The organism is Bradyrhizobium sp. SUTN9-2, assembly GCF_003122645.1.
GTDB classification, from domain to species: Bacteria; Pseudomonadota; Alphaproteobacteria; order Rhizobiales; family Xanthobacteraceae; genus Bradyrhizobium; species Bradyrhizobium yuanmingense.
On record NZ_LAXE01000001.1, the window covers coordinates 3,760,038 to 3,784,490 of the forward strand.

The window sequence follows — 24,453 nt, forward strand, 5'->3', positions numbered from 1 at the left end:
GGACGGCCTCTATTCCGCAACAGGAATGGCCGACGCCGTTTCCAGCAGCTGGCTCGCAAACTGCGCGACCGCTTCCTCGATCCCCAGCGCCGAGCGGATCCAGATGATCGAGATGCAGCCGAATACGGCGCCGTCCCGCACGATGGCAACGGCAATCGAAGCCGTCTTGGGATTGTATTCGCCCTCGGTTCGGATGGCGTAACCTCGCGCCGCGGTCTCGGCGATCATGCGGTCGAGCCGGCCCTGGTCGAGGAAGGGGCGGTCGTCGGCCTCATCGATGCGGCGGAGATGATTGATGATGAGATCGCGTTCGCGCGCAGGGCAGGCGGCGAGATAGGCGCGGCCCGCAGACGTGCGCAGCATCGGCAGGCGCTTGCCGATCATGCCGCGGTCGATCGAGAGCGGGCTGCGAGAGTGGGTGGTCTCCTGCACCACCATCGCCGCGTTCTCGTAAGTCGAGAGATCGACCGGCCAGACCAGCTTCTTGCTGAGATCGGCGAGATAAGGCGCCGCCGCCTGGCAGATCACCACGCCGGGATCGTAGCCGTCGCCGAGGCTTAGGGCACGCCGGGTGACCCGAAATCGGTCGTCGCTGGCGCTGCGGGCGATATAGCCGAGCTCCTCCAGGGTTTCGAGGAGGCGGTAGACGGTGGGTCGGGGCAGGTCGAGCGCGCGGGCGACGTCGCCGGCGCGGATGCCGCCGGAGCGGTTGACCTCGTGCAGCACGTCGAGCCCGCGCTTGAAGGCACGGACGCCCTCAGGCTGCCGAGGCTGGCCGTTCCGCGTCCGCTCCTTGGACACTTCCTATTTCCTCCCTTGTGGCACATCGCGGCGCGCTTATTGTCGCCTGCGAACGCGAGGCGATTGCGGAACGCCACCGTAGGATCGCGCGCGGCCGGTATCAAGCTCGCCGCAGTACGGCGACCGCGATGCCTCCGGGAGGAATTCGATGGAAATCGCAGCGCTCGGCTATATCGGAATCAGTTCATCCCAGCTCGATCAGTGGAGCCGGATGGCGACCGGGCTGCTCGGCATGCAGCAGGTCGATCGCGGCGGCAAGATGCGGGCCTTTCGCATGGACGACCGCAAGCAGCGGCTGATCGTCGACGGCGGCAGCGATGCCGGCCTTGCGGTGATGGGATGGGAGGTTCCTTCGACCGCCGAACTGGATAAGCTGGCAGGACGGCTCGAAAGCCATGGCGTCAAGGTGGCGAGGGGCTCGCGCGCACTCGCTGACGAGCGGCATGTCGCCGAGCTGATCGCGTTCACTGACCCCGCCGGCAACCGGCTGGAGGCTTTTTGCAAGCCGGAGCTTGCGAGCGAGCCGTTCAGGCCGGGTCGCCCGATCTCGGGCTTCCGCACCGGCGCGCTCGGCATGGGGCATGTCGTGCTCAATGTGGAGGACGTCGAGCCGCTGTTGCCGTTCTATCGCGACGTGCTCGGCTTTCACGTCTCCGATTTCGGGCTGAAGCCTTACGGGCTTTATTTCTTCCACGTCAACGGCCGCCACCACTCCTTTGCGATGGTCGGCTCGGGGCGAAAGGCGATGCATCACTTCATGGTCGAACTCGGCTGCCTCGATGATGTCGGGCAGGGCTACGACCTCGCGCAGATGGACGAGGGACGCATCGCCTACACGCTGGGCCGGCACACCAATGACCACATGACCTCGTTCTACGTGAATACGCCGTCCGGCTTCTTCATCGAATATGGCTGGGGCGGCCGCGTCATCGATCCCGAGACCTGGCAGCCGCACGAGACCTTTGATGGGCCCTCGCTGTGGGGCCACGAGCGGCTGCATATGCCCGAAGAGCAGCGCACGCGATTGCGCGAGATGCGGCTGGATGCGGCTGCCCGCGGCGTGCGCGTCGCCGATCCGCGCGTGCCGCCACTCAACTGCGCGTGGCTGGACTCGGTGGTCGCACGTGAGTGATCTGCGGCGACGCCGCGATCAGGCTTCGCCGAGATCAACCTCCGTCAAGATCCCCTGGCGCAGCGCCAGCCGGACCAGCTCGATGTCGGAGCCGACGCCAAGCTTGTCCTTGATCAGCGAGTGCAGGTTCGCCACCGTCTTCGGGCTGACATGCAGCGTCTCGGCGATCTCCTCCGTCGTGTTCTCGGCGAGCAGCAACCGCAGCACCTCGAACTCGCGTGGCGTCAGCACGTCGGCGGCGGAGCTCTCGCCACTGATGCGGCTGAGCGCAAGCTCGTGGTCGATGTCGGGGCTGATGGCAATCTTGCCGGCGAGCACGTCCTTGACCGCGCGCACCAAGGTCTCGGGCGGGCTGGTCTTGGTGACGTAGCCCCGTGCACCGGCGCGGATCGCCTGCACGGCAAATCCGGCGTTCTCGTGCATGGTGAAAACGAGAATCCGTGCCGCCTTGTCCCACTGCCTGATCCGCCTGACGGCCTCGATGCCGCCTATGCCGGGCATGCTGAGGTCCATGATGACGAGGTCGGGCGTCTCGGATTTGTAGAGGCGATAGGCTTCCGCTCCGTCGGCCGCCTCAGCGACGACGCGCAGGCCCGGCTGCTTCTGCAGCACCGAGCGATAGCCCTCGCGGACGACGGAATGATCGTCGACCAGCAGGATGGTTGCATCCGCTGCGCTCATGCCGCATGCTCCAGGGCCTCAGACCCGGTAGCCGCGAGCGGAATGAAGACGCGTAGCGCCGAGCCGTGAGGGCCGGTCTCAAAGCTGAGCCGGCCTCGAAGCGCGGCGACGCGCTCGCGCATGCCTAGCAGGCCCATTCCGGACTTAGCGGCAGCTTCGTTCGGCCGGCCATCGTCCTCGATCGCGAGCGCGATCTCGCTGTCGGCCATGGTCAGATGCAGGCTAACCTTCGTTGCACCGGCATGCTTGGCCGCGTTGGTGAGTGCCTCCTGCACGATGCGGTACAGGTTGGCACTGACAGAGGCGGGCACGCTGTCGAAGGCGCCGTCGAACCGGATATCGAAGCGCGGCTGGCCGCGGCTGCGGCCGTTCCACCCCGAGACCAGGCCTTCGAGGCTGGCGACCAGGCCGAGCTCCTCGACATCGGGCGGCCGCAGCCGGAACAGCGCACCGCGCAGCGTCTCCATCATGCCGGTCGCGGTGCGGGCAATGCTGTCGCATTCGCCGAGCAGGTCGGGACAGTCCTGCGCCGCAGTCTGGCGGGCGGATGCGGCCAGCGCGCGGATCGCGGCGAGGGACTGGCCGAATTCGTCGTGCAGTTCGCGGGCGAGATGGCGGCGTTCCTCGTCCTGGAGCGCGATCAGCTTCCGCGTCAGCTCGTTGCGCTCGGCAAGCGCCGTGTCGAGGCTTTCCGCGAGATGGTTGAAGACGTCGCGGATGGCGGAGAGCTCGGCGAGATCGAACGGCGGCAACCGCGTGGAGAGGTCGCCGGCGGCGATGCGTTCGAGGCCGCTGCCGATCATGCGGGTGGGCCGCAGGGCGCGGGCCAGTGCGGCATAGACAAGGGTGCAGAGCAGCGGCAGCGCGATCGCAAGCGCGATCATCAGACGGCCGGCCTCGTGCCAGGCCTCCGCCGTCTGCACCGCTGGGTCGATCGAGACCACGGTCTCGCCGAGCTTGGTTCCGCGCACGATCACGGGCCGCGCCGCCTCGCGGCCGGGGTCGAACAGGCTGCGATAGAAGGCGGAGAAGGCTTGCGGCGGCGGGCTCGCCGGGGCAGGCGCGCCGCTACAAAAGCGCTGCAGCATGTCGCCGCTCGCGCTGCGGAAGCCGAGGCAGAGGCCGGGCGTCATCACATGGGCCGACACCGGGTCGAGGTCCGGAAAGTCCGAGCGGGGGCTCGCCCCCCATTGCACCTTGCCTTGCTGCAGCTCGAGCGTCTTGGCCACGATGGCGGCGATCCCGTCGATGCGCGCATGCGCGGCGCTATCGGCGGTGACGAGGAAATAGGTCGATATCACGGCGAAGCAGGCAGCCGATATCGCCGCCACGCGCAGCGTCAGACGGACCTTGAGATCGAATCTCGGGCGATTCCACATCGGCTTGCACCTGGCGCGAACGGGCTTGTCGCGCCTCATTAAAGGGCAGAACGCCAGCGGCGGGAAGCGTTCCCGACTTGCCGCAGTGCAACGTCGTGAAATTTTCCCGGCGCTGCTCGGGACGGTGACGGGTGCGGGGCCTGAGGCGGCCCGTCCAGATTTTCGTCCCATCCACGAGGTTCGTTCATGCACCGCTGCCGCCTTGTTCTCTCCGCCTGTCTCCTCCTCGTCCTCTCTTGCTCGCCCCTCGCTGCGCAGGCCGCCATCGGCGTCGCCATGGACGATTTCAGCTACACCGACACTTCGGGCGAGCCGACCGACCAGACCGCGGCCCACGAGCGGCGGCTGGCGGCGTTCATGGCCGCGCTTCGAAGGGACATCGAGGCAGACCAGCGCTACCGCTTGGTGCGATCCGTCCAAGACGGAGCGGTGTTCAAGGTGGTCGGCGGCATTCAGAAGACGAGCACGCTGGTGCAATGGGCCAAGGTCGCCGTGATCGACGTCGCCGCCAAGACACTCGTGCTGGACAAGCTCTACAGCTTTCGCGGCGACAATGACGAAGCATGGGAGCGCGCGCAGATGTTCGTGTCTCGCGAGGTCATGGCCGCGCTCGGCACGCCTGCGCCGGTCGCGCTTGCCGTGTTCGATTTCGAGCTCGAGGACATGACGGCCGCCTCAGCGGGGACGTCCGCTGCGTCGGATGCGCCATATCTCGCGGAGGTCACTGGCGGTGTGCGCGAGGCGCTCGGCCAATCCGGCCGTTACCGCATCGTCGAGGTCGGCGCAGAGGCGGGGAAGGCCGGCGCTTTGCGGGATTGCGGCGGCTGCGAGGTCTCCATTGCGCGCAAGCTCGGCGCGGACCAATCACTGATCGGCGTGGTGCGCCGCGTCAGCCGCACCGAATACACGCTGGGCTTCCAGGTGCGCGATGCCAGGACCGGCGCGGTGCTGGCGCGTGGCGACAGCGGACTACGCATGGGCGCCGACTATTCCTGGAAGCGCGGGGCCGTGCGGCTGGTCACCGACCGGCTGATCGAGGGGCAACAGGCCAACGACGCGCCTAGAAGGTAAGCTGGACCTTCATCGACTGCGCGCGGTCGCTGGCGAGCTCGAAGGCCGCGGCCGCATTCTCGAACGGCATGGTGGCCGTGATCAACGGCTTGACGTCGATCAGGCCGTCGCCCATCAGGCGCACCGCGAGCTCGAATTCGGGATCGAAGCGGAACGTGCCGCGCAGCTGCAATTCCTTAGCGACGATCGTGTTGATCGGCAGCGTCATCTCGCCGCCCAGGCCGAGTTGCACCAGCGTCGCGCCGGGCCTCAGCACGTCGAGCGCGGTGCGAAGCGCGGCCTGGTTGCCGGAGGCCTCGAACAGCGTGTCGAACACGCCCTTGCCGGCGCGCCAGGGATCGAGCGCAGTGGCATTGGTCGCGACGTTGATGGCATGCGTGGCGCCGAGCTTTTTCGCGACCGCGAGCGGGGCGTCGGCCACATCGGTGACAACAATCTCCGACGCGCCGCCGAAGCGCGAGACCAAAATCATCAGCGCGCCGATCGGACCGCAGCCGGTGATCAGCACGCGCTTGCCGAGCAGGGGACCGGCCTGCTTGCCGGCATGCAGGCACACCGCAAGCGGCTCGGCGACCGCGGCTTCCGCCAGCGACAGCTTGTCCGAGATCGGCACGGCCTGCGTCGCGTCGACCGTGATGAACTCGCGAAAGCCGCCCTGCACATGGGGAAAGCGCATCGCGCTGCCGAGGAAGCGCATGTCGAGGCACTGGTTGCGCATGCCTTCCTGGCAATGCAGGCAAGCCCCGCACGGTTTGCTCGGGTTGACCGCGACGCGCGTGCCCGGCCTGACATTGGCGACGCCGTCACCGACGTCAGCGACGACGCCGGCGATCTCGTGACCCAGGGCCATCGGTTGCTGAATCCGCACGACACCGAAGCCGCCGTGATGATAGTAGTGCAGATCGGAGCCGCAGATCCCGCCATTGGCGATCTTGACGCGGACCTCGCCAGGGCCGGGGGCGGGATCGGCATGATTGTCGATCCGCAGATCCTTCGGGGCGTGAATGACGACGGCGCGCATGGCTTGCTCCTTCGTGGTCTTGGCGATCACATCGCGGCGATCATGCCGCCATCGACATAGATGATCTGGCCGTTGACGTAGGTCGACGCATCCGAGGCGAGGAAGATGGCGGCGCCCACCAGCTCATCCGGCTTGCCCCAGCGCTTGGAGGGGATGCGGCCCATCAGCCAAGTGTTGAAATCGGCGTTGTTGACCAGCGCCTCGTTCATGTCGGTGAGCATGTAGCCGGGGCCGATCGCATTGGCCTGGATGCCGTGCTGGGCCCATTCCACCGCCATCGAACGGGTCAGGTTCTTGATGCCGCCCTTGGCCGCGGTGTAGGGCGCAATGGTCGGGCGGGCGAGCTCGCTGCCGAGCGAGCCGATATTGATGATCTTGCCGTGCTTGCGCGGGATCATGCGCTTGGCCGCCTCGCGGCCGATCACGAAGGCGCTGGTGAGGTTGGTCTCGATCACCTTGCGCCATTCGTCGGTGGTGAACTCGACCAGCGGCTTGCGGTGCTGGATGCCGGCATTGTTGACGAGGATGTCGACGGCGAGGCCTTGTCTGTCGAACTCGTTGAAGGCGGCGACGATTGCGGGCTCATCGGTGACGTTGAAGGCAGCGCCTTCGGCCTGAGGGCCGGCGGCGCGAAACTCGGCGACGGCCTGCTCGACGCGCTTGGGATCGACGCCGTTGATGATGATCTTCGCGCCGGCCTTGGCCATGCCTTCGGCGATGGCACGGCCGAGACCGCGGGACGAGCCGGTCACGAGCGCGGTGCGGCCGGAGAGATCGAAAAGGGAAGTGCTCATCTCAAGAATTCCTCAGACGTTGGAGCGGCGCACGGTGAGATCGGTGCGCTCGAAGACGGCAGGCAAGAGGTCGGCGCCCAGGCCGGGGCCTTCCATCGGGAAGACATAGCCGTCCTTGATGGTGGGCATCGTGGTGACGAGCTCATTGTACCAGCCCTTGTAGAAGGCGCGCACGGATTCCTGGATCAGGGTGTTGGGCTGGCTGAAGGACATGTGGATAGCCGCGATGAAGCCGATCGGGCCAATACAGTCATGAGGAGCAAAAGGCCGGTGATAGGTCTCGGCCATTGCCGCGATCTTGCGGCCTTCGGTGAGACCGCCGGTCCAGCACAGATCGGCCATCACCACGTGCATGGCGTCGCGGTCGAGCATGTCCTTGTAGGGGAAGCGCGAGCCCAGCGTCTCGCTGGCGCAGACCCAGACGTCGGTCGAACGGGCATATTCGGCCAACGCCTGCGGCGAGTTCATCCGGATCGGGTCCTCGTACCAGGTCGGCTTGTAGGGCTCGAGCGCACGGGCGATCTGCTTGGCGGTCGGCAGATTCCAGAGCGAATGGAGCTCGACCATGATCTCCATCTTGTCGCCGACGGCTTTGCGGATCTTCTCGAACGGCTCAATCGCCTGCTTCATCTGTGCGGCGGTGATGTAGAGGCCCTTGTTCTCCTGCGCGGCGGGATCGAACGGCCAGATCTTCATCGCCGAGATGCCGCTTTCGAGCAGGCTTTCGGCGAGCGCATCGGCATGGTTCATGAAGCCGTCGAGATCTTCATAGGGCCCCTTGGAGGCGCCGAGATTCCAATTGGCCACTGGGCTGATATTGGTCGAGCGCACATATTGCGTGCCGGCGCAGGTGTTGTAGATGCGCTGCCTGTCGCGGCAGAGGCCCCCGAGCATCTGGTGCACCGGCTGACCGCAGACCTTGCCGAATAGATCCCACAGCGCGATGTCGATCGCTGATGCCGCGCGGTATTCGACGCCGGTCGAGGACTGCGCCATCGGCAGATTCAGCATGTCGCGATGGATCGCTTCGATGTGCAGGGGATTGCGGCCGAGCAGGCGGCCGGCAAAGGTGTCGTGGATCTGCGCTTCGACCGCGCTGGCGCCATAGAAGGTTTCGCCGAGACCGATCAGACCAGTGTCGGTGTGGATGCGGACCCAGATGACGTTGGAAAATTCCTCGGTGCGCAATGTCTCGATCGACGTGATCTTCACGGCAAGTATCCTCCCATCGAACGGCGCTTCGCACCTGACGTCTCATTTTGCGCTGCAGCATGCTGCAGGTCGTGCCGACGTCTTACGCTTGCTTGTAATATATCACAACATGTTTTAAGGGTGCCACAAACAAGGCGCCACCCAGCAACGAGAGCGCGGGCGGACGGGAGAGGACGGCATGGCACGGCGCAAGCGCGCACTCGCGGTGCTGAGACACGGCGACGGGGAGGGCAGGCCCTCCCGGCGCAACCGTCTCAACTTCTTCGAGCTGGCTTATCAGAGGATCGAGGAGCTGCTCGTTCATTGCGAGCTCAAGCCCGGACAATTCATGACGATGCTGGAATTGCAGCAAATCACCGGTTTCGGCCGCACGCCGGTGCATCACGCCGTCAATCGTCTCTCCGCCGACACTCTCATCGTCATCCGGCCGCGTCACGGCCTGCACATCGCGCCGATCGATCTGGCGCGCGAGCGCATGCTGCTGGCCTTACGCCGCGACATGGAACGCTTCGTGATCCGCCTCGCCGCCGATCGCGCCACCCTGTCGCATCGCAATCAGGCGATGCACATCGAGCGTCTGCTGCGCGAGCGCCGCGCTAGCCTCACCCTCGACGAATTCAATCATATCGACCGCCGCATCGACGCGTTGGTGCTGGAGGCCGCCGGCGAGCCGTTCCTGGTGCACACGCTGCGGCCGCTGCACACGCTGTATCGGCGCATCGGTTACATCCACCATCGCTTTATGCCGGGGCAGGCGGATCTGTCAGGCACGATCGATCATCATCTCGCCATTCTTGCAGCCGTCGCCAACCGCCGCGTCGAGGAGGCGGTGAAGGCGAGCGACGCGTTGATCGACTACATGGGCGAGATGTTTACGGGCATGGAGGCGGGGATCGATCCGCGCCTGCTCGATTGCAGCATCGAGCCGCTGCTCGGCGCGTAGAGCATGATCCGGAAAAGTGTGAGGCGGTTCTCCGAAGAATCATGCGCAAGACAACAAGCTAAAGCGTGATGAGATCCTGATGTCATCGCGCTTTAGAGAGTTCTGAAGAAAGGAAGAAGAATGTCAACGATGGCGATGCCACAGGCGACCGCGAGCGAAGCCGCGGTCCGCTACCTCATCACGAACTACAGTCCCAAAGGCAACAAGGTCGGTTGGCTGATGATGGCCTCGATCCTGGTCGAGGCCTGGGACCTCTATTCGATCGCCTTCGTGCTGATCTTCATCAAGGAGCAGTACAATCCCGATCCACTGATGCTCGGCCTCGCCGCCGCGGGCACGCAGGGCGGTGCCCTGATCGGCGCGCTGCTCGGCGGTTGGCTGTCCGACAAGATCGGCCGCCGCGTGATGTTCCTCGTGACGATGGTGCTGTTCATCGTGCTGGCGCTGGCGCAAGCCTTCGTACCCAGCGTCGGCTGGCTCGTCGTGATCCGCTTCCTGCTCGGCATTCCGCTCGGCTCCGACATCTCGACCGGCTACACCTACATCATGGAATCCATGGCCAAGGGCGAGCGCGAGGTCATGGGCAACCGCTGGCAGTTCATGTTCGCCGTCGGTGAAGTTCTCACCATCGGCGTCATCGTGATCTTCCTGCTGGTCGACATGAACCACGAGATGCTGTGGCGCGTGACGCTCGGTCTCGGTGCGGTGCCGGCACTGATCATCCTGATCATGCGTCACGACGTGCCGGAGACGGCGGTGTGGCTGGTGCAAAAGGGGCGCTACCGCGAGGCCAAGCAGGTCGCGCGCGAGATGTTCAACGACAATCTCGACATGCTGCCGGATCGGGACGTCGAGGTTCCCAAGACCAGCACGCGCGCATTCCTCGCTGACCTCAGGAAGGATCCGATTCGCTGGCGTGCCACCCTTTATGGCTGGATCGCCTGTTTCGCCCAGGCGAGCGAGTTCTCGACCTTCGCATTCTATCTGCCGGTGCTGTTTGTGATGGTCGGCGTATCGAGCGTGCTTGGCATCAATGTGGTGACGATGGCGCTGTTCTCTTTCGCCGCCCTGTCGGGCTGGGTCGGACCCTTGCTGACGCCGAAGATCGGCCATCGTGGCATCGCCATCGCCGGCTTCGGCATCGTGCTGGTTTCGCTGCTGGTCGCGGCCTTCGCGCTCTACACCGACAACAAGATCCTGCTGCCGTTCGCCGCCGCCGGCATGCTCTGGGGCCATTATTGGGATGCGTCGAACTGCATGACGATCCCGACCATGGTCGCCCGTCCGCGATATCGGGGCACCGCAAGCGGCTTCGCCTACATGTTCGTGAAGCTGCCGTCGTTCCTGGCGATCTTCCTGTTCCCAACGGTGTTTGCCGCGATCGGGCAGGCGAACGCCACGCTGATGGTCGCGATCTTCCCGCTGGTAGGCCTGCTTGCCGCGATCTTCATCCTGCCGGAAGTCTACGGCTACGAGAACGACTGACGATGAGCGCTATCTGATCGCGGCGGCTAACGCCGCGATCAGGGCCGGCGGCGTCACCAGCAGGCCGAGCTTGAGGAACGGCCAGGCGCCGACCTCGATCTTCTCGCGGCGGAGCGCGACCAGCCAGAGGATGGTGGCGAGCGAGCCGGTGACCGACAGATTGGGGCCGAGGTCGACGCCGATCAGGATCGCGCTGACGACGGGCACCGGCAGATGATCGCCGGCGGCAACCGAGCCGGCGACGAGGCCGACCGGAAGATTGTTGGCGATGTTGTCGGCGAGCGCGGTGGCAATGCCCACGCTCCAGGCCGCCTGCGGGACCGATTGAGCTACCGCCTGGTGCAGCAACGCGTTGAGCTGCGCGATCACGCCGGTCTTGATCAACGCCTCCACCATGACGAAGAGCCCGCCGACGAGCGGCAACACGCTCCAGGACACCCCGCGCAGCACGGGCAAGGGTGATTGCCGGCTGAGCAGCAGCACGATCGCGGCCGTCACGCCGCCGCAGATAAAGGTCGGCAGGCCGAGCTGCTTGTCGAGCGCTGACGCCGTGACCAGCACGATGCCGATCGCGACGATGCCTATTGCGGTGAGCTTGCCGCCGCGGCCGAGCTTGGGATGCGGCACGCTGCGCGCGATCGTCTCTTCCTTCAGCGCGTGGTGCTGGGTCAGGCGCAGCACGATGTAGGTCAGCAGGATCGACGCCGCCGAGGGCAAGGCGAACAGGCGTAGCCATTCCGTCAGGTGCGGCATGCGCGCGCCGAACACGACGAGGTTGGCGGGGTTGGAGATCGGCAGGACGAAACTCGCGGCATTGGCGATGAAGGCGCAGACGAACAGATAAGGCAGCGGCTTCGCGCCGGCCGCGCGCGTCGCGGCATAGACGGCCGGCGTCAGCACGATCGCGGTAGCATCGTTGGAAAGCAGCACGGTCACGAGCGTGCCGACGAGATAGATCAGCAGGAACAGCCGCTGCGGCGAGCCGCGTGCGTATTCCACCGCGAGCGCGGCGAGATAATCGAACAGGCCTTCGAGCCGCGCCAGCTCGGCGATCAGCATCATGCCGATCAGGAAGAGATAGACGTCGAGGCCTTTCTCGATGCCCGTCAGCGCCTCCTGCCAGGGCAGCAAGCCTGATAGCACCAGGGCGCTCGCGCCGATCGCGGCCCAAATCGCCTCGGGCAGGCGAAACGGCCGGATGATGACGCAGGCGGTCGCGACGAAGATGATGCTCCAGGCCCAGATGGCGTCAGACGGCACGTTCAGTCCTTGAGGTTCGGTCAGTCATTCGGCATCGATAACCGATGCGGGAAGGGCTGTCTTCCCCTAGAGTCTTGCCGCGGCAACAGACTGGAATTCGTGGCTGCTTCTCGCGAATGTGACACTCACCTTGCGACTGACAGCTTCTCCATGATCGCCTTGCGCAGGATGCGCGAGAGCGACTCGACGGAATAGGGCTTCTGGATCAGCTCGAAGCCGCGATGGGCGTTTTCGGCGAGCACGTTGCTGTAGCCGGACGTGAGCACCACGGGCAGGCCCGGATAGCGCTCGCGGACGATGCCGGCGAGCTCGACCCCGTTCATGCCGGGCATGATGACGTCGGAGAATACGAGGTCGACGGCAAATTCATTCTCGCCCAGGATCGCCAGCGCCGCGTTGGCATTGGCGACGCGGCGGACGACATAGCCGAGATCCTCCAGGAGCTCGGTGGAGAAGCGGCCGACCTCGTCGTCGTCCTCGACCACGAGCACGCGATAGCCACGCCCGGTCGTGGCCGCCTCGTGGCTCAGCGCCGCGGCTTCCTTCTCCGTGGTGGGGCTTTGCGCCTGCGGCAGGTAGATGGTGAAGGTGGCGCCTTCACCTTGCACGCTGGTCACCGCAATGTCGCCCTCGGACTGCTTGGCGAAGCCGAAGGCCTGGCTGAGGCCGAGGCCGGTGCCCTTGCCGACCTCCTTGGTGGTGAAGAACGGCTCGAAGATCTGTTCGAGATGTTCCGGCGCGATGCCGCTGCCGGTGTCGGTGACGGAGATCGCGACATAGTCGCCGCGGCGCGCCGATTGTGCGCGCAGGCTCGGTATTCCCGAGACCTTGCGCACGGCGATGGTGAGGCGGCCTTCGCCGTCCATGGCATCGCGAGCGTTGATGGCGAGATTGATCAGCGCTGTCTCGAACTGGGCGATGTCGGCCACCGTGAAGCAATCGGCATCCCGAACCTCGACGGCGATCTCGATGCGGGCGCCGACCAGCGGCCGCACCAGCTGCGCCACGCCCTCGACCTGGCTGCCGACGTTGAAGATCTGCGGCTTCAGCGGTTGCCGGCGCGCGAAGGCCAGAAGCTGCGCGGTCAGCTTGGAGGCGCGCTCGACCGTGTCGGAGATGGCATCGACGTAGCGGCGGCGGCGCTCCTCCGGCAGCTCGCGGCGGCGCAGGAAATCGGTCGCAGAGCGGATGATGGTGAGGAGATTGTTGAAGTCGTGCGCGACGCCACCGGTGAGCTGGCCGATCGCCTCCATCTTCTGCGATTGCCGCAGCGCTTCCTCGCCGCGGCGCCGCTCGGTGATGTCCACCGCCTCGGGCACGGCGCCGGTGATGTTGCCCTGGCGGTCGAGCACGGGACGCATGCCGAAGTCGAAATCGCGCTCGCCGATCGGAAGGCGCAGGCGCATCTCCAGCCGCACGGGTTCGCCCTTGAGCACGGTGTCGAAGGCCTCGCGCACGGCGGCACTCATGCCCTCCGTGCCGGTGAACCAGGGTGTGTCCCAGAACGGCTTTCCGACCACGTCCGCGGAATTCGCCTTGATGCCGGCGAGCGCGGTCTTGTTGGCGTAGACCAGCTGGCCCTCGAGATTGACCAGGCCCTGATACTGATTGCTCGTCTCCAGGATCGCGCGCAGCCGCGCCTCGTTGGCTTCGAGCTCGGCGGTGCGCTCGGCGATGCGCTCTTCCAGCGTCTCGTTCAGCCGCCGGAGATCGATCTCGGCCTGCTTGGCGACGGTGACGTCGTGGGCGACGCCGATGAAGCCGATATGCTTGCCGGTCGCATCCCAGCGCGGCTGCGATTCCGAGCGGAGCCAGCGCCATTCGCTGCTGGCGTTCTTGTAGCGCGCTTCCAGCACGAAGGGTTTGAGGGACGCTTCACCCTGGACGGATTGCTGCAGCACGTGCGGCAGGTCGTCGGGATGCAGCACCTTGCGCCAGTCGAAGTCGATGGCCTGGTCGTAGGGCAGGCCGACGAAATCGACATAGGCCTGGTTGGCGAAGGACCGCTTGCGGTCGAGCTTGGTGACCCAGATCGGCACCGGCGCGCTGTCGGCGATCAGCCGGAAGCGCTCCTCGCTTTCGCGCAGCGTCTCGCGCGCCAGCGCCTGATCGGTCATGTCGATATGAGCGCCGACGAGCCGGATGGCGCGGCCGTCCTTGTCGCGCTCGATCTTTGCGACGACCCGGATCCAGCGGGTCTCGCTGTCGCTGGGACGGATGATGCGGTATTCGGCGCTATAGTCCTCGCTCGCTCCGGCGAGCGCTTCGAAGAAATGCTTGACAGTGGCGTCGCGGTCGTCGGGATGGATACGGTTGACCCAATCCTCGTGCGACTCCTCGGCGGCTTCCGGCGGAAGGCCGTGGATCATCAGATATTCGGGCGAACGTCGGTTCTTGAAGCCTTCGCGGAAATCGACCTCGACGCCGCCGACCTTGCCGATGCGCTGGATGCGCGCCAGCTCGGCCTCGCGCTCCTGCAGCGCGCGATAGGCATTGTCGCGCTCGCGCGCGACGTCTTCGAGGTGCTGGCGCAGCCTTTCGGCGGCGATGGTCTCGGGCAAGGGTTCGTTCAAGGCATCGGCCGTTGTCATGCAGGTGCGCACGTGCCGGACCGATATTCACACAGACGGAGCGTGATGGCCATTGTTTAGAGGGCAGGTGGTGCCGGGAAATGGGGGCGCGCGCCTGAACGCAGAGAAGTACGCGGTGGTAACGTCCGGTCTGGCAATTTGTTCCGAATACTGGAACGATCGGCGGATTGAGGCGTCGTCGCGAGGTGCCAGCGCGCTCATAGGCTTTCCTTTCCCACGAGGCTAAATCTTGAAGCTCTTTATCTGCCAGGCCTGCGGCAACGTCCTCTATTTCGAGAACCGCGCCTGCGAACGCTGCGGCCATCGGATCGCCTTCCTGCCAGAGAAGGAGACGATGTCGGCGATCGAGGCCGACGGAGACGCCTGGAGCATCCTCGCCGACAAGAGTGAGAGCCGGATGCTGTGCCGGAATGCCGAGTACGACGCCTGCAACTGGCTGACCGACGCAGGCGATAGCACCGGCTATTGCCGCGCCTGCCGCCACAACGGGACCGTGCCGAACCTTTCGGATCCGGCGCAGCTCGCCGGCTGGCGCGAGCTGGAGGTGGCCAAGCACCGGCTGTTCTATTCCCTGATCCGCTGGAAGCTGCCGCTCCAGACCCGCCAGGACAATCCCGAGCATGGTCTGGTCTTCAACTTCCTCGCCGACGATCCGCACAGCGGCGAGAAGGTCATGACCGGCCATGACAACGGCCTGATCACGATCGCGCTGACCGAGGCCGACGACATCGAGCGCGAGCGGCGCCGGCTCGAGATGGGCGAGCCGTACCGGACGCTGCTTGGGCACTTTCGCCACGAGGTCGGACATTACTTCTGGGATGTGCTGGTGCGCGATGGCGGCAAGCTCGACCAGTGCCGCGCCGTCTTCGGCGACGATAGCGCCGATTACGGCCAGGCCCTGCGGCGCCATTATGCCGAGGGCGCGCCGCCGGACTGGCAGCAGAACTACGTCTCGGCCTATGCCACGACCCACCCTTGGGAGGATTTCGCCGAAACCTGGGCGCACTACCTCCACATCGTCGATGCCCTCGAAATGGCCGCCGAGTTCGGCATGGAGGTGCGTCCCAAGGTCGACCGCGACGGGGAGCTGACGGCGCGCATCCGCTTCAACCCGTACGAGGCCAGGGATGTCGAGGCGCTGGTCAACGCATGGCTGCCCTTCACCTTCGCCATGAACAGCGTCAACCGCGCCATGGGCCTGCGCGACCTCTATCCCTTCATCCTGTCGCCCGCGGTGGTCGGCAAGTTGGGCTTCATTCATGACCTGGTCCGGGACGCGGCCAAGGCCGGAAAGTCCTAGGGATGCCGCACGGCAGGCGCGCCGGGGCCCATTTCGGTCTTGCGCTGGTACGCCAAAGCCGGCCCGATTTAGACCGTTGCCTCCGGCCCATTTTGATGTACCACGGGAGCCACACGGCCCCTCCCAAAGGCCCCAACGGCCAGGGAAGGGTCCCGCCCAAGGTCGAGACTCAAGAAAAGCATGTTCAAACGCATTCTGATCGCCAATCGCGGCGAAATCGCCTGCCGGGTCATCAAGACTGCCCGCAAGATGGGAATTCAGACGGTCGCGGTCTATTCCGAGGCCGACCGCGATGCCCTCCACGTCGAGATGGCCGATGAGGCGGTGCTGATCGGCCCGCCGGCCGCGGCAGAGAGCTACCTGGTGATCGAGAAGATCGTGGAGGCCTGCCGGAAGACGGGTGCCGAGGCTGTGCATCCCGGCTACGGCTTCCTGTCCGAGCGCGAGGCGTTTCCGCGCGCGCTGGAAGCCGCAGGAATCGTTTTCATCGGCCCGAATCCCGGCGCGATCGCCGCAATGGGCGACAAGATCGAGTCCAAGAAGGCCGCCGCAAAAGCAAAAGTCTCGACCGTGCCGGGCTATCTCGGCGTCATCGAGGACGACAAGCACGCGGTGCGGATCGCCGACGAGATCGGCTACCCCGTCATGATCAAGGCCTCCGCCGGCGGCGGCGGCAAGGGCATGCGCATCGCCCATTCCAAAGCCGAGGTTGCCGAGGGCTTCAACCTCGCCAAGGCGGAGGCAAAGGCCTCGTTCGGCGACGACCGCGTCTTCGTCGAAAAGTTCATCGTCGATCCCCGCCACATCGAGATCCAGGTGCTGGGCGACAAGCACGGCAACGTGATCTATCTCGGCGAGCGCGAATGCTCGATCCAGCGCCGCAACCAGAAGGTCATCGAGGAAGCGCCGTCGCCGCTGCTGGACGAGGCGACCCGCCGCAAGATGGGCGAGCAGGCGGTCGCGCTGGCCAAGGCCGTGAACTACGATTCCGCCGGCACGGTCGAGTTCGTCGCAGGCCAGGACAAGAGCTTCTACTTCCTGGAGATGAACACGCGCCTCCAGGTCGAGCATCCCGTCACCGAGCTCGTCACCGGCATCGATCTCGTCGAGCAGATGATCCGCGTCGCGAGCGGCGAGAAGCTCGCCATCGCGCAGAAGGACGTCACGCTGACCGGCTGGGCGGTGGAATCGCGCCTCTATGCGGAAGATCCGTTCCGCAACTTCCTGCCCTCGATCGGACGCCTCGTGAAATATCGTCCGCCGGCGGAGGCCAGCAAGGACGGCATCACCATCCGCAACGATACCGGCGTGCAGGAGGGCGGCGAGATCTCGATCCATTACGATCCGATGATCGCCAAGCTCGTCACCCATGCGCCCTCGCGCGCGGCGGCGATCGAGGCGCAGGCGACTGCACTGGACTCGTTCTATGTCGATGGCATCCGCCACAACATCCCGTTCCTGTCGGCCTTGATGCATCATCCGCGTTGGCGCGAGGGACGGCTCTCGACCGGCTTCATCGCCGAGGAATTCCCCAAGGGTTTTGCGGTGCGCGTGCCCGAAGGCGAGGTCGCGCGTCGCATCGCCGCGGTCGGCGCCGCGATCGATCACGTGCTGGGGGCGCGCAAGCGGCAGATCTCCGGCCAGATGGGCGGCCGCGTCGTGCAGCGCGAGCGGCGTCGCGCGGTTTGGCTCGACCGCCAGGAGATCCTGCTCGAGGTCGCGCGCGAAGGCGAAGCGATCACGATCCGCTTCATCGACGCCGACGGCAAGGCCGGCAACACGCATCTGTTGCAGTCGCCGTGGAAGCCGGGCGATCCGGTCTGGCAGGGCACCATCGACGGTCAGTTCGTCGCCGTGCAGACCCGCCCGATCGCCAACGGCATCCGCCTCGCGCATCAGGGCGTCGAGGTGCCGGTCTATGTCTGGACCGAGGCCGAGGCGGCCTCCGCGCGGCTGATGCCGGTGACCACGGCCTCCGACAGCGGCAAGAAGCTGCTCTGCCCGATGCCGGGCCTCGTCATCTCGATCGCGGTGAGCGAGGGGCAGGAGGTCAAGGCCGGCGAGACCCTGGCGGTGGTCGAAGCCATGAAGATGCAGAACGTGCTGCGCGCCGAACAGGACGGAACCGTGAAGAAGATCCACGCCAGCGCCGGCGCGACACTCGCGGTGGACGCGCTGATCCTGGAGTTTGCGTAAGATAAAAGATGTGAGTGGGGTCTTGCCGGGCCCCAAGCTCACCGTCATTGCGAGCGCAGCGAAGCAATCCAGACTGCCTCTGCGGAAAGACACTGGATTGCTTCGCTGCGCTCGCAATGACGGAGTACGTTGCGGCTGCGTCGCAATAATTGGGAGGGCAACCATGGCCTTTCGTTCCCGCCGCGAGAAACTGCGATCGATCCTGTCGGGCGGGACGTGCGTCCATCCCGGCTCGGTCTATGACGCGATCTCGATCCGGATTGCCGAGGATCTCGGCTTTCCGCTTGGCATGTTCGGCGGATCGGTGGCTTCGCTCGCCGTGCTCGGCGATCCCGATGTCACGCTGATCACGCTCACCGAGCTTGCCGAGCAGATGCGGCGGATGTCGCGGGCCTCGGCGCTGCCGGTGCTCGTCGACGCCGATCACGGCTATGGCAATGCGCTGAACGTGCGCCGCACGGTGCAGGAGCTGGAGACGTCGGGCGCGGCCGGCCTCACCATCGAGGACACGCTGTTGCCGGCCGCATTCGGTGCGACGAAGGCGCAGCTGATCTCGCTGGAGGAGGGCGTCGGCAAGATGGAGGCGGCGCTTGGCGGCCGCGGCGATCCCTCGCTGGTCATCATGGGCCGCACAGGCGCAGCCGCGATCACCTCGATCGAGGATGCGGTGCGCCGCGCCCAGGCTTATGAGGCCGCCGGCGTCGATGCGCTGTTTTTCACCGGCATCAAGTCGCGCGCCGAGCTCGAGGCGATCGTCTCCGCCACGCGGCTGCCGATCGTGCTCGGCGGCGCGTCTGAGGAATTGGGCGGGCTCGATTATCTTGCGAGTCAACGCGTGCGCATCGCGCTGCAGGGCCATGCACCGATCGCCGCCGCGACGCAAGCCGTCTACGAGACGCAGAAGGCGTTGCGCGAGGGCATGGCGCCAAAAAGCCTCAAGGGCCTGGCATCGTCGGAGCTGATGGCGCGCGTTACGCGCGAGGCCGCGGTCAAGGCGCGCAGCTCCGATTTGCTCGGATGGAAGAAGACATGAGTCGGGCGATTCTCCAGGTCATGATCCGCGGCCGCGTGCAGGGCGTCGGTTATCGAGCCTGGGTGGAGTCTCAGGCCATCGCGTATGCCCTCGAAGGCTGGGTCCGCAACCGCCGGGACGGCAGCGTGGAAGCGCTGTTCGCTGGCGCCCCGACGCACGTTGCCGACATGGTCGCGCTGTGCCGCCACGGCCCTCCGTCCTCGCGCGTCGACAGTGTCACCAGCGAGACGGCAAGCGTGGATGAGCTGAATTTGCGCAGGGCAGGGGAAGCGTTTTCGGTGCTGCCGACGGTGTAGATATATCGCGCTCTCCCCGCAAGCGGGGAGAGATGAAGAAGCCGTCACCTCGGCAATTTCGCGATCGCCTCGCTCAGCTCGTGGATCTCATAGGGCTTGCGCAGGATCGGGAAATCGCCGCGTACGCCGGCGGCGACCTCGCTGTAGCCGGTGGCGAGCAGGATCGGCAGGCCGGGACGGATCTGACGGAGGTGATGGGCGAGGCTGAGGCCGTCCATCTTGCCGGGCATGACAATGTCCGAGAACACGAAGTCGACGCCATCGCTCTCGAGCTCGCGCAATGCCGCTTCGGCATCGGCGACACGGCGCACCTGATAGCCGAGCTGCTCCAGAAGACCGATGCTGACCAGCGCGACGTCGGGATTGTCCTCGACCAGCAGCACCGTGCCGCTGCCGCGGAACGCCGCTTCCGGTACCTCCCGCGACGGCACATCTGTGCCGCGCGGCAGGACGATGGTGAATGTCGTGCCCTTGCCGAGCTCGCTCGCGACCTTCACCGTGCCACTGGCCTGGTGGGCGAAGCCGTGGACCTGCGAAAGGCCGAGGCCGGTGCCCTTTCCGATCGGCTTGGTCGTGAAGAACGGCTCGAAGATCTTGTCGAGAACGTCGGAAGGAATTCCGAGCCCGGTATCGCGGACGTCGATTGCGACGAAATCGCCGATGAGGGGGGCCTCGTTCAGCATGACGTTGCGCGCACCTATCGTCACCGTGCCGCCGTCCGGCATCGCGTCGCGCGCATTGATGACGAGGTTGAGCAGCGCGGTCTCGAGCTCGGAGACGTCGGCCTTGATCGGCCAGGTGCCGGAGTCGATCTCGAAAGCGAGACGCACGGAGCTGCCGACGCCCGCGTCGAGCACCTCGCGAATGGCTGCGATGCGTTCGCTAAAATCAATCGCCTGCGGGTTGACGCTTTGCCGCCGCGCGAAGGTGAGGAGCTGGTTGGTCAGCGCTGCGCCGCGCTTGGTCGCGGTGTCGATCGCCGAGATGGCTCGCTCGAGCTTGGGATCGTCGGCAGCGCCCTTCTTCAGGATGTGAAGGCTGCCGCTGATGATCATCAGAAGATTGTTGAAGTCGTGGGCGACCCCGCCGGTGAGCTGCCCGAGCGCATCGAATTTCTGCGACTCGGCCAACTGCTTCTGCATCGCCTCGAGCTTGAGCTGGGCATTGCGGCGCTCTGTGATGTCGCGTGTGATCTTGGCGAAGCCGATCAGCCTGCCGTCCTCGTAGATCGGGTCGATCACGACGCTCGCCCAGAAGAACGTGCCGTCCTTGCGGACGCGCCAGCCTTCCTCCTCGTACCGGCCCTTTTCGCGCGCGATTCCGAGCGCCCGCGCCGGCTTGCCATTGGCGCGGTCGGTTTCGGTGTAGAAACGGGAAAAATGCTGGCCGAGGATCTCCTCGGGGGAATAACCCTTGATGCGTTCGCCGCCGACGTTCCAGCTCGTGATGATCCCGTTAGGGTCGAGCATGTACAAGGCGTAGTCGGCAACCCCCTCAACCAACAGCCGGAAACTGCGCTCGCTCTCGAACAGGTCTCTCTGTTGACTGAACTTTTCGACCATTCCCGGACCCCGCCTCGACGGGAACAAACGCGGCATCCGCGAGATGGTTCCCGCCCTGTGGGACATTTCTAGGCAAGCTTTACGGACCGTATGCAAGGCGGGTCCTTGACAAGAAAGCAAGTTCGTCAGATATTTCTGTCATGACAGAAATAACCGAAAAAAAGAAACTCCCCGCCGCCGTCGAGCGCTTCATCCTGCACTGGGGCGACATGGGCGACGAGTGGGGCGTGAACCGCTCGGTAAGCCAGATTCACGGGCTGCTTTATCTCGCCGAGGCGCCGATGACCGCCGAGGACATCGCCGACACGCTCGGCATGGCGCGGTCCAACGTCTCCAACTCGCTGAAGGAGCTGCTCGCCTGGAACCTGATCCGGCGGGTCCCGATCCTGGGCGATCGCCGCGACCATTACGAGGCCGAGACCGACATCTGGGAGATCGCCGCGAGGATCGCGGCGCGGCGCAAGGAGCGGGAGATCGACCCGGCGATCGCGGCCCTTCGCGCCTGCGTGTCCGATGCCACGGACGATCCCGGCATCAGTCCCGTCGCAGCCAAGCGCCTGAAGGAGATGCTGGCGTTCACCGAGCTCGCCGACCACTGGTTCATGCAGATGCTGAAAGTGCCGCGGCCGCGTCTGGTCGCCTTGATGCGGCTTGGCGAGAAGATCGCCAACCTGCTGCCGATCGGCAAGGTCAAATAGCATCGAGGAGGTTGCGATGACGTCGGCAAGACTATCGGGCTCCAACGCATCGACCTCCGCTCACGTAAGACTGCTCGACGACCGGCGTTTCCGCGCGCTGCTGTCGGACGAGGATTGGGGCCGCCTGCCGCTCGCGACATGGCGGCGCTTCTCGAAACGCGTCGCCGACGGCGACAGTATCGTCTATGTCGGCGTGGTCGACGAGATCGCCTTCAGCGATTTCGGCTGGTGGTTTGCGCAGGCCGCACGCCTGATCGGCGGACCATTGCCGACCGGCCGCGACATCGGCGTGCCCATGATCGTCACGGTCACCGAGGACGGCGCGACCGGCGGCCAGACCTGGACGCGCATCTGCGCGCGCAAGCGCGGTTTTCCGCAGGTGATCCATTCCGCCAAGCGTTTTGCCGGTCCGACCGGGCTCGAGGAATATGTCCGCTTCGGCGTGTCGATGGCGCTGCGCATCGCGGTCGAGGATCAGGTGCTGACCTTTCGCAGCGCCGGCTACGGCCTCCAGCTTGGACGGCTGTGGCTTCCGCTGCCGGGCTGGCTGACGCCGGGCGAGCTCACCGTGACGCACCGAGATCTCGGCGAGGGCGCTTTCCGCTTCACCCTCGATGTCACTCACCCGCGTCGCGGCGCGCTGATCCATCAATCCGTCCTGTTCAGGGAGGCCGTATCATGACGCCGCTGTTGTGGACGCTCATCGCCATCCAGATCGTGATGGGCGTGTTCGACACCTTATATCACCACGAATTCACCGAGCGCCTGGCCTGGCGACCGTCGCAGCGCTTCGAGCTGAAGCTGCACGGCATCCGCAACATGCTCTATGCGCTGCTGTTCCTGGTGCTCGGCTGGCTCGAGGTTCACGGCGTGCTGGCGCTGTTGATCGTCGTGGTGCTGGTTGCCGAGATCGTCATCACCTTGATGGATTTCATCGAGGAGGACCTCAGCCGCAAGCTGCCGCCGAGCGAGCGCATCAATCACACGCTGCTTGCGATCAATTACGGCGCCATTCTGGTGCTGTTGATACCCGTGCTAATCGCCTGGGCGATGCAGCCCGTCAGCGTGATCGTCGTCTATCAGGGCCTGCTCAGCATCGCCGCGACCGCCTGCGCATTTGGCGCGGCACTGTGCGGCCTCAGGGATTTCGCGGCGGTGCGGCGGCTCGCCCGCATGCGAAGCGTGCCGGCGGCCGGACTTGTCGAACAGCTACCCGGCCGCAAGACCGTGCTGATCACAGGTGCCACCGGCTTTATCGGCAGCCGGCTTGCGGCAAGCCTCAGCGGGGCAGGACATCACGTCATTGCGCTGATCCGCAATCCCGCGAAAGCCCAGATGCTGCCGCCTCCCGTGACGCTGATCACCAGCCTCGACCAGCTCGCCGCGGACACGCCAATCGACGCCGTCGTCAATCTCGCGGGTGAGCCGATCGGCAACGGCCTTTGGACCGACGCGAAGCGTGCGAAGATCATCGGCTCGCGCATCGACACGACCGGCGAGATCGTCAAGCTGATCGCGCGGCTCGCGCGCAAGCCCGAGGTGCTGATCAGCGGCTCGGCGATCGGCTGGTACGGCCTTTGGGCCGACCAGGTGCTGACGGAATCGGCAAAGTCGCATGCCTGCTTCAGCCACGAGCTGTGCGCGGCCTGGGAGACAACGGCGCGGCCGGCGGAGGAGCTCGGCGTGCGCGTGGTGTATTTGCGCATCGGCCTCGTGCTCGGCACGGAAGGCGGCTTCGTCACGCGCATGTTGACGCCATTCGAGTTCGGCCTCGGCGGCCCGCTCGGCACCGGGCGGCAGTGGATGTCCTGGATCGAGCGCGACGATCTGATCCGGCTGATCGCCTATCTGATCGCGACGCCGGATCTGTCGGGTCCCGTCAACGCCACGGCGCCGATCCCCGTCACCAACGCGAAATTCACCGAAGAGCTCGGCCGCCGCCTGCACCGGCCCGTCGTGTTCCGCATTCCCGGCGGCCTGCTGCGCCGGATCGGCGGCGGCTTTGCCGACGAGCTTCTGCTCGGCGGCCAGCGCGTGCTGCCGAACAAGGCGCTGAGCCGCGGCTTCGTGTTCCGCCACGAGACGTTGCGCAGTGCATTCGAGGCGATCTTGTGAGCGTTCAGGTCGGCGCCACACTCCGAAATGTCGCCGCCACCGCACGCAGCGCCGCGAGTTTCGCAGGATCGCTGACCTTCGAATGCAGCATCACCTTCGAGCTGCCGAGCTTCGGCAGCTTGTGCGCAGGACCGATGTCCATCAGCCCGGGCGGCGCGATACGCCGCGCCAGCGGCGCGATCGCAAGCCCCGCTAGCGCGGCCGCGACCACCGCGGTGACGCCGCCGCCGACGAAGCGCTCGCGCCAGGAGATGCCGGCCTTGTCGAGCGCGCGCACGGCGACGGCGCGGACGCCACAGGGCGGGGCGAGCGTTGCGAGCGGCAACGGCTCCCCTTTCGGCAGGGTGAAGCGGCGTGCGGCGAACCAGCCGAACTCGTCCTCGGCCAATTTTTCGCCGCCGCGGCGGCTGCCTTCCTGGCGCACGATCACCGCATCGAGCTCGCCCGCATCGTAGGCATCCTGCATCTCGCGCGAGAAGCCGATGGTGACGGCGAGGGTGAGGTTGGACGACATGGCGTGCAGGCGCTCAAGTAGCGGCACCAATTCGGGGCCAGCGGCGTGATCGGAGATGCCGAGCGAGAGCGACTGCGCGGCCGGCGCGTCGCCCGACAGCGCGAGATCGTGTGCCGTCATCAACGCGCGGGCGCGATCGAGGAACGCGGCGCCATCGGCGGTAAGGCGGACTGCGCGCGGCGAGCGCTCGACGAGGCGCTTGTCCAGCAATGTCTCCAGCCGCTGCAGCTTGAGACTGACGGCGGCCTGCGTCGTGCCGAGCGCTTCGGCGGCGCGGGTGAAGCTCTGAAGGTCGGCGACCAGAAGGAAGGCCTGGACGGTGGCGATGTCGAGTGTGGGGTTCATTATAAATCATTATCACTGATATCA

At 65.8% G+C, this 24,453-nt stretch carries 21 protein-coding genes; 11 read left to right on the top strand and 10 right to left on the bottom strand.

Features of this window, described 5'->3' with window-relative positions; translation table 11 throughout:
- Positions 1–9: 9 nt before the first annotated feature.
- Complete coding sequence (locus tag XF30_RS17480) at positions 10–801, bottom strand: DNA-binding transcriptional regulator (protein WP_109143393.1); 792 nt, start codon at positions 799–801, stop codon at positions 10–12.
- Positions 802–949: 148 nt separating this feature from the next.
- Between XF30_RS17480 and XF30_RS17485 the strand changes: the two genes are divergently transcribed.
- Positions 950–1,933 carry a VOC family protein gene (locus XF30_RS17485; RefSeq protein ID WP_192893179.1) on the top strand — a complete coding sequence of 328 codons (984 nt, stop codon included), beginning with the start codon at positions 950–952 and terminating at the stop codon, positions 1,931–1,933.
- 18 nt (positions 1,934–1,951) lie between these two features.
- Here the strand turns inward: XF30_RS17485 and XF30_RS17490 are convergent, their stop codons facing one another.
- Positions 1,952–2,614, bottom strand: coding sequence for a response regulator (locus XF30_RS17490; protein ID WP_109143394.1), 663 nt, complete (start codon positions 2,612–2,614; stop codon positions 1,952–1,954).
- Entirely contained in the window at positions 2,611–3,993 is a 1,383-nt protein-coding gene (locus XF30_RS17495; RefSeq protein WP_109145751.1) for a sensor histidine kinase, read from the bottom strand. The genes XF30_RS17490 and XF30_RS17495 overlap by 4 nt, the downstream gene beginning before the upstream one ends.
- 186 nt (positions 3,994–4,179) lie before the next feature.
- Here XF30_RS17495 and XF30_RS17500 point away from each other — a divergent pair, with 186 nt between their 5' ends.
- Entirely contained in the window at positions 4,180–5,064 is an 885-nt protein-coding gene (locus XF30_RS17500; protein WP_109143395.1) for a DUF3280 domain-containing protein, read from the top strand.
- Here XF30_RS17500 and XF30_RS17505 read toward each other — a convergent pair.
- Genes XF30_RS17505 through XF30_RS17515 form a run of 3 tightly spaced genes read right to left on the bottom strand, consistent with a single transcriptional unit; the run spans position 5,054 to position 8,091 of the window.
- Positions 5,054–6,085: an L-idonate 5-dehydrogenase gene (locus XF30_RS17505; protein WP_109145752.1), complete on the bottom strand. Its 1,032-nt coding sequence runs from the start codon at positions 6,083–6,085 to the stop codon at positions 5,054–5,056. The two genes, XF30_RS17500 and XF30_RS17505, sit on opposite strands and share 11 nt — an antisense overlap.
- 26 nt (positions 6,086–6,111) lie before the next feature.
- A complete protein-coding gene (locus tag XF30_RS17510; protein WP_109143396.1) occupies positions 6,112–6,879 on the bottom strand; it encodes a glucose 1-dehydrogenase in 768 nt (255 codons plus the stop codon).
- A gap of 12 nt (positions 6,880–6,891) precedes the next feature.
- Positions 6,892–8,091 (bottom strand): mandelate racemase/muconate lactonizing enzyme family protein, encoded by a 1,200-nt coding sequence (locus XF30_RS17515; protein ID WP_109143397.1) that lies wholly within the window; start codon positions 8,089–8,091, stop codon positions 6,892–6,894.
- 178 nt (positions 8,092–8,269) lie between these two features.
- Here XF30_RS17515 and XF30_RS17520 point away from each other — a divergent pair, with 178 nt between their 5' ends.
- Positions 8,270–9,034, top strand: coding sequence for a GntR family transcriptional regulator (locus tag XF30_RS17520; protein WP_109143398.1), 765 nt, complete (start codon positions 8,270–8,272; stop codon positions 9,032–9,034).
- 120 nt (positions 9,035–9,154) lie between these two features.
- Entirely contained in the window at positions 9,155–10,519 is a 1,365-nt protein-coding gene (locus XF30_RS17525; RefSeq protein WP_057029694.1) for an MFS transporter, read from the top strand.
- 9 nt (positions 10,520–10,528) lie between these two features.
- Here the strand turns inward: XF30_RS17525 and XF30_RS17530 are convergent, their stop codons facing one another.
- Positions 10,529–11,779 (bottom strand): arsenic transporter, encoded by a 1,251-nt coding sequence (locus tag XF30_RS17530; RefSeq protein WP_109143399.1) that lies wholly within the window; start codon positions 11,777–11,779, stop codon positions 10,529–10,531.
- 125 nt (positions 11,780–11,904) lie between these two features.
- Positions 11,905–14,382 carry a hybrid sensor histidine kinase/response regulator gene (locus XF30_RS17535; protein ID WP_109143400.1) on the bottom strand — a complete coding sequence of 826 codons (2,478 nt, stop codon included), beginning with the start codon at positions 14,380–14,382 and terminating at the stop codon, positions 11,905–11,907.
- Positions 14,383–14,599: 217 nt separating this feature from the next.
- Between XF30_RS17535 and XF30_RS17540 the strand changes: the two genes are divergently transcribed.
- The 4 genes from XF30_RS17540 to XF30_RS17555 all read left to right on the top strand — a co-directional run bounded on the left by XF30_RS17540 (position 14,600) and on the right by XF30_RS17555 (position 19,195).
- A complete protein-coding gene (locus tag XF30_RS17540; protein WP_109143401.1) occupies positions 14,600–15,670 on the top strand; it encodes a zinc-binding metallopeptidase family protein in 1,071 nt (356 codons plus the stop codon).
- Between the two features lie 180 nt (positions 15,671–15,850).
- Positions 15,851–17,866, top strand: coding sequence for an acetyl-CoA carboxylase biotin carboxylase subunit (locus XF30_RS17545; RefSeq protein ID WP_109143402.1), 2,016 nt, complete (start codon positions 15,851–15,853; stop codon positions 17,864–17,866).
- Between the two features lie 163 nt (positions 17,867–18,029).
- Complete coding sequence (locus XF30_RS17550; RefSeq protein ID WP_036029130.1) at positions 18,030–18,899, top strand: isocitrate lyase/PEP mutase family protein; 870 nt, start codon at positions 18,030–18,032, stop codon at positions 18,897–18,899.
- The gene (locus XF30_RS17555) at positions 18,896–19,195 is read left to right on the top strand and encodes an acylphosphatase (RefSeq protein WP_036029132.1); all 300 of its coding nucleotides are present in this window, start codon (positions 18,896–18,898) and stop codon (positions 19,193–19,195) included. Before XF30_RS17550 ends, XF30_RS17555 begins: the two co-directional genes overlap by 4 nt.
- A 44-nt stretch (positions 19,196–19,239) precedes the next feature.
- Here the strand turns inward: XF30_RS17555 and XF30_RS17560 are convergent, their stop codons facing one another.
- Positions 19,240–20,757 (bottom strand): PAS domain-containing hybrid sensor histidine kinase/response regulator family protein, encoded by a 1,518-nt coding sequence (locus tag XF30_RS17560; protein WP_109143403.1) that lies wholly within the window; start codon positions 20,755–20,757, stop codon positions 19,240–19,242.
- A gap of 140 nt (positions 20,758–20,897) precedes the next feature.
- Here XF30_RS17560 and XF30_RS17565 point away from each other — a divergent pair, with 140 nt between their 5' ends.
- Genes XF30_RS17565 through XF30_RS17575 form a run of 3 tightly spaced genes read left to right on the top strand, consistent with a single transcriptional unit; the run spans position 20,898 to position 23,570 of the window.
- On the top strand, positions 20,898–21,455 hold the full coding sequence (locus XF30_RS17565; protein ID WP_109143404.1) for a GbsR/MarR family transcriptional regulator: 558 nt from the start codon (positions 20,898–20,900) through the stop codon (positions 21,453–21,455).
- A 16-nt stretch (positions 21,456–21,471) separates the two neighbouring features.
- Entirely contained in the window at positions 21,472–22,137 is a 666-nt protein-coding gene (locus XF30_RS17570) for a DUF4166 domain-containing protein (protein WP_109143405.1), read from the top strand.
- Positions 22,134–23,570 carry a TIGR01777 family oxidoreductase gene (locus tag XF30_RS17575; RefSeq protein ID WP_109143406.1) on the top strand — a complete coding sequence of 479 codons (1,437 nt, stop codon included), beginning with the start codon at positions 22,134–22,136 and terminating at the stop codon, positions 23,568–23,570. Before XF30_RS17570 ends, XF30_RS17575 begins: the two co-directional genes overlap by 4 nt.
- Positions 23,571–23,574: 4 nt before the next feature.
- Here XF30_RS17575 and XF30_RS17580 read toward each other — a convergent pair whose 3' ends face one another.
- A complete protein-coding gene (locus tag XF30_RS17580; RefSeq protein WP_109143407.1) occupies positions 23,575–24,429 on the bottom strand; it encodes a LysR family transcriptional regulator in 855 nt (284 codons plus the stop codon).
- Positions 24,430–24,453: the final 24 nt, after the last annotated feature.

What these genes read in the sequence shown, in the direction of transcription:
- XF30_RS17560 (WP_109143403.1), bottom strand. Translation starts at nt 20,757, where the DNA reads ATGGTCGAAAAGTTCAGTCAACAGAGAGACCTGTTCGAGAGCGAGCGC.
- XF30_RS17495 (WP_109145751.1), bottom strand. Translation starts at nt 3,993, where the DNA reads ATGTGGAATCGCCCGAGATTCGATCTCAAGGTCCGTCTGACGCTGCGC.
- XF30_RS17510 (WP_109143396.1), bottom strand. Translation starts at nt 6,879, where the DNA reads ATGAGCACTTCCCTTTTCGATCTCTCCGGCCGCACCGCGCTCGTGACC.
- XF30_RS17485 (WP_192893179.1), top strand. Translation starts at nt 950, where the DNA reads ATGGAAATCGCAGCGCTCGGCTATATCGGAATCAGTTCATCCCAGCTC.
- XF30_RS17550 (WP_036029130.1), top strand. Translation starts at nt 18,030, where the DNA reads ATGGCCTTTCGTTCCCGCCGCGAGAAACTGCGATCGATCCTGTCGGGC.
- XF30_RS17565 (WP_109143404.1), top strand. Translation starts at nt 20,898, where the DNA reads ATGACAGAAATAACCGAAAAAAAGAAACTCCCCGCCGCCGTCGAGCGC.
- XF30_RS17520 (WP_109143398.1), top strand. Translation starts at nt 8,270, where the DNA reads ATGGCACGGCGCAAGCGCGCACTCGCGGTGCTGAGACACGGCGACGGG.
- XF30_RS17490 (WP_109143394.1), bottom strand. Translation starts at nt 2,614, where the DNA reads ATGAGCGCAGCGGATGCAACCATCCTGCTGGTCGACGATCATTCCGTC.
- XF30_RS17500 (WP_109143395.1), top strand. Translation starts at nt 4,180, where the DNA reads ATGCACCGCTGCCGCCTTGTTCTCTCCGCCTGTCTCCTCCTCGTCCTC.
- XF30_RS17575 (WP_109143406.1), top strand. Translation starts at nt 22,134, where the DNA reads ATGACGCCGCTGTTGTGGACGCTCATCGCCATCCAGATCGTGATGGGC.
- XF30_RS17580 (WP_109143407.1), bottom strand. Translation starts at nt 24,429, where the DNA reads ATGAACCCCACACTCGACATCGCCACCGTCCAGGCCTTCCTTCTGGTC.
- XF30_RS17525 (WP_057029694.1), top strand. Translation starts at nt 9,155, where the DNA reads ATGTCAACGATGGCGATGCCACAGGCGACCGCGAGCGAAGCCGCGGTC.
- XF30_RS17505 (WP_109145752.1), bottom strand. Translation starts at nt 6,085, where the DNA reads ATGCGCGCCGTCGTCATTCACGCCCCGAAGGATCTGCGGATCGACAAT.
- XF30_RS17555 (WP_036029132.1), top strand. Translation starts at nt 18,896, where the DNA reads ATGAGTCGGGCGATTCTCCAGGTCATGATCCGCGGCCGCGTGCAGGGC.
- XF30_RS17545 (WP_109143402.1), top strand. Translation starts at nt 15,851, where the DNA reads ATGTTCAAACGCATTCTGATCGCCAATCGCGGCGAAATCGCCTGCCGG.
- XF30_RS17570 (WP_109143405.1), top strand. Translation starts at nt 21,472, where the DNA reads ATGACGTCGGCAAGACTATCGGGCTCCAACGCATCGACCTCCGCTCAC.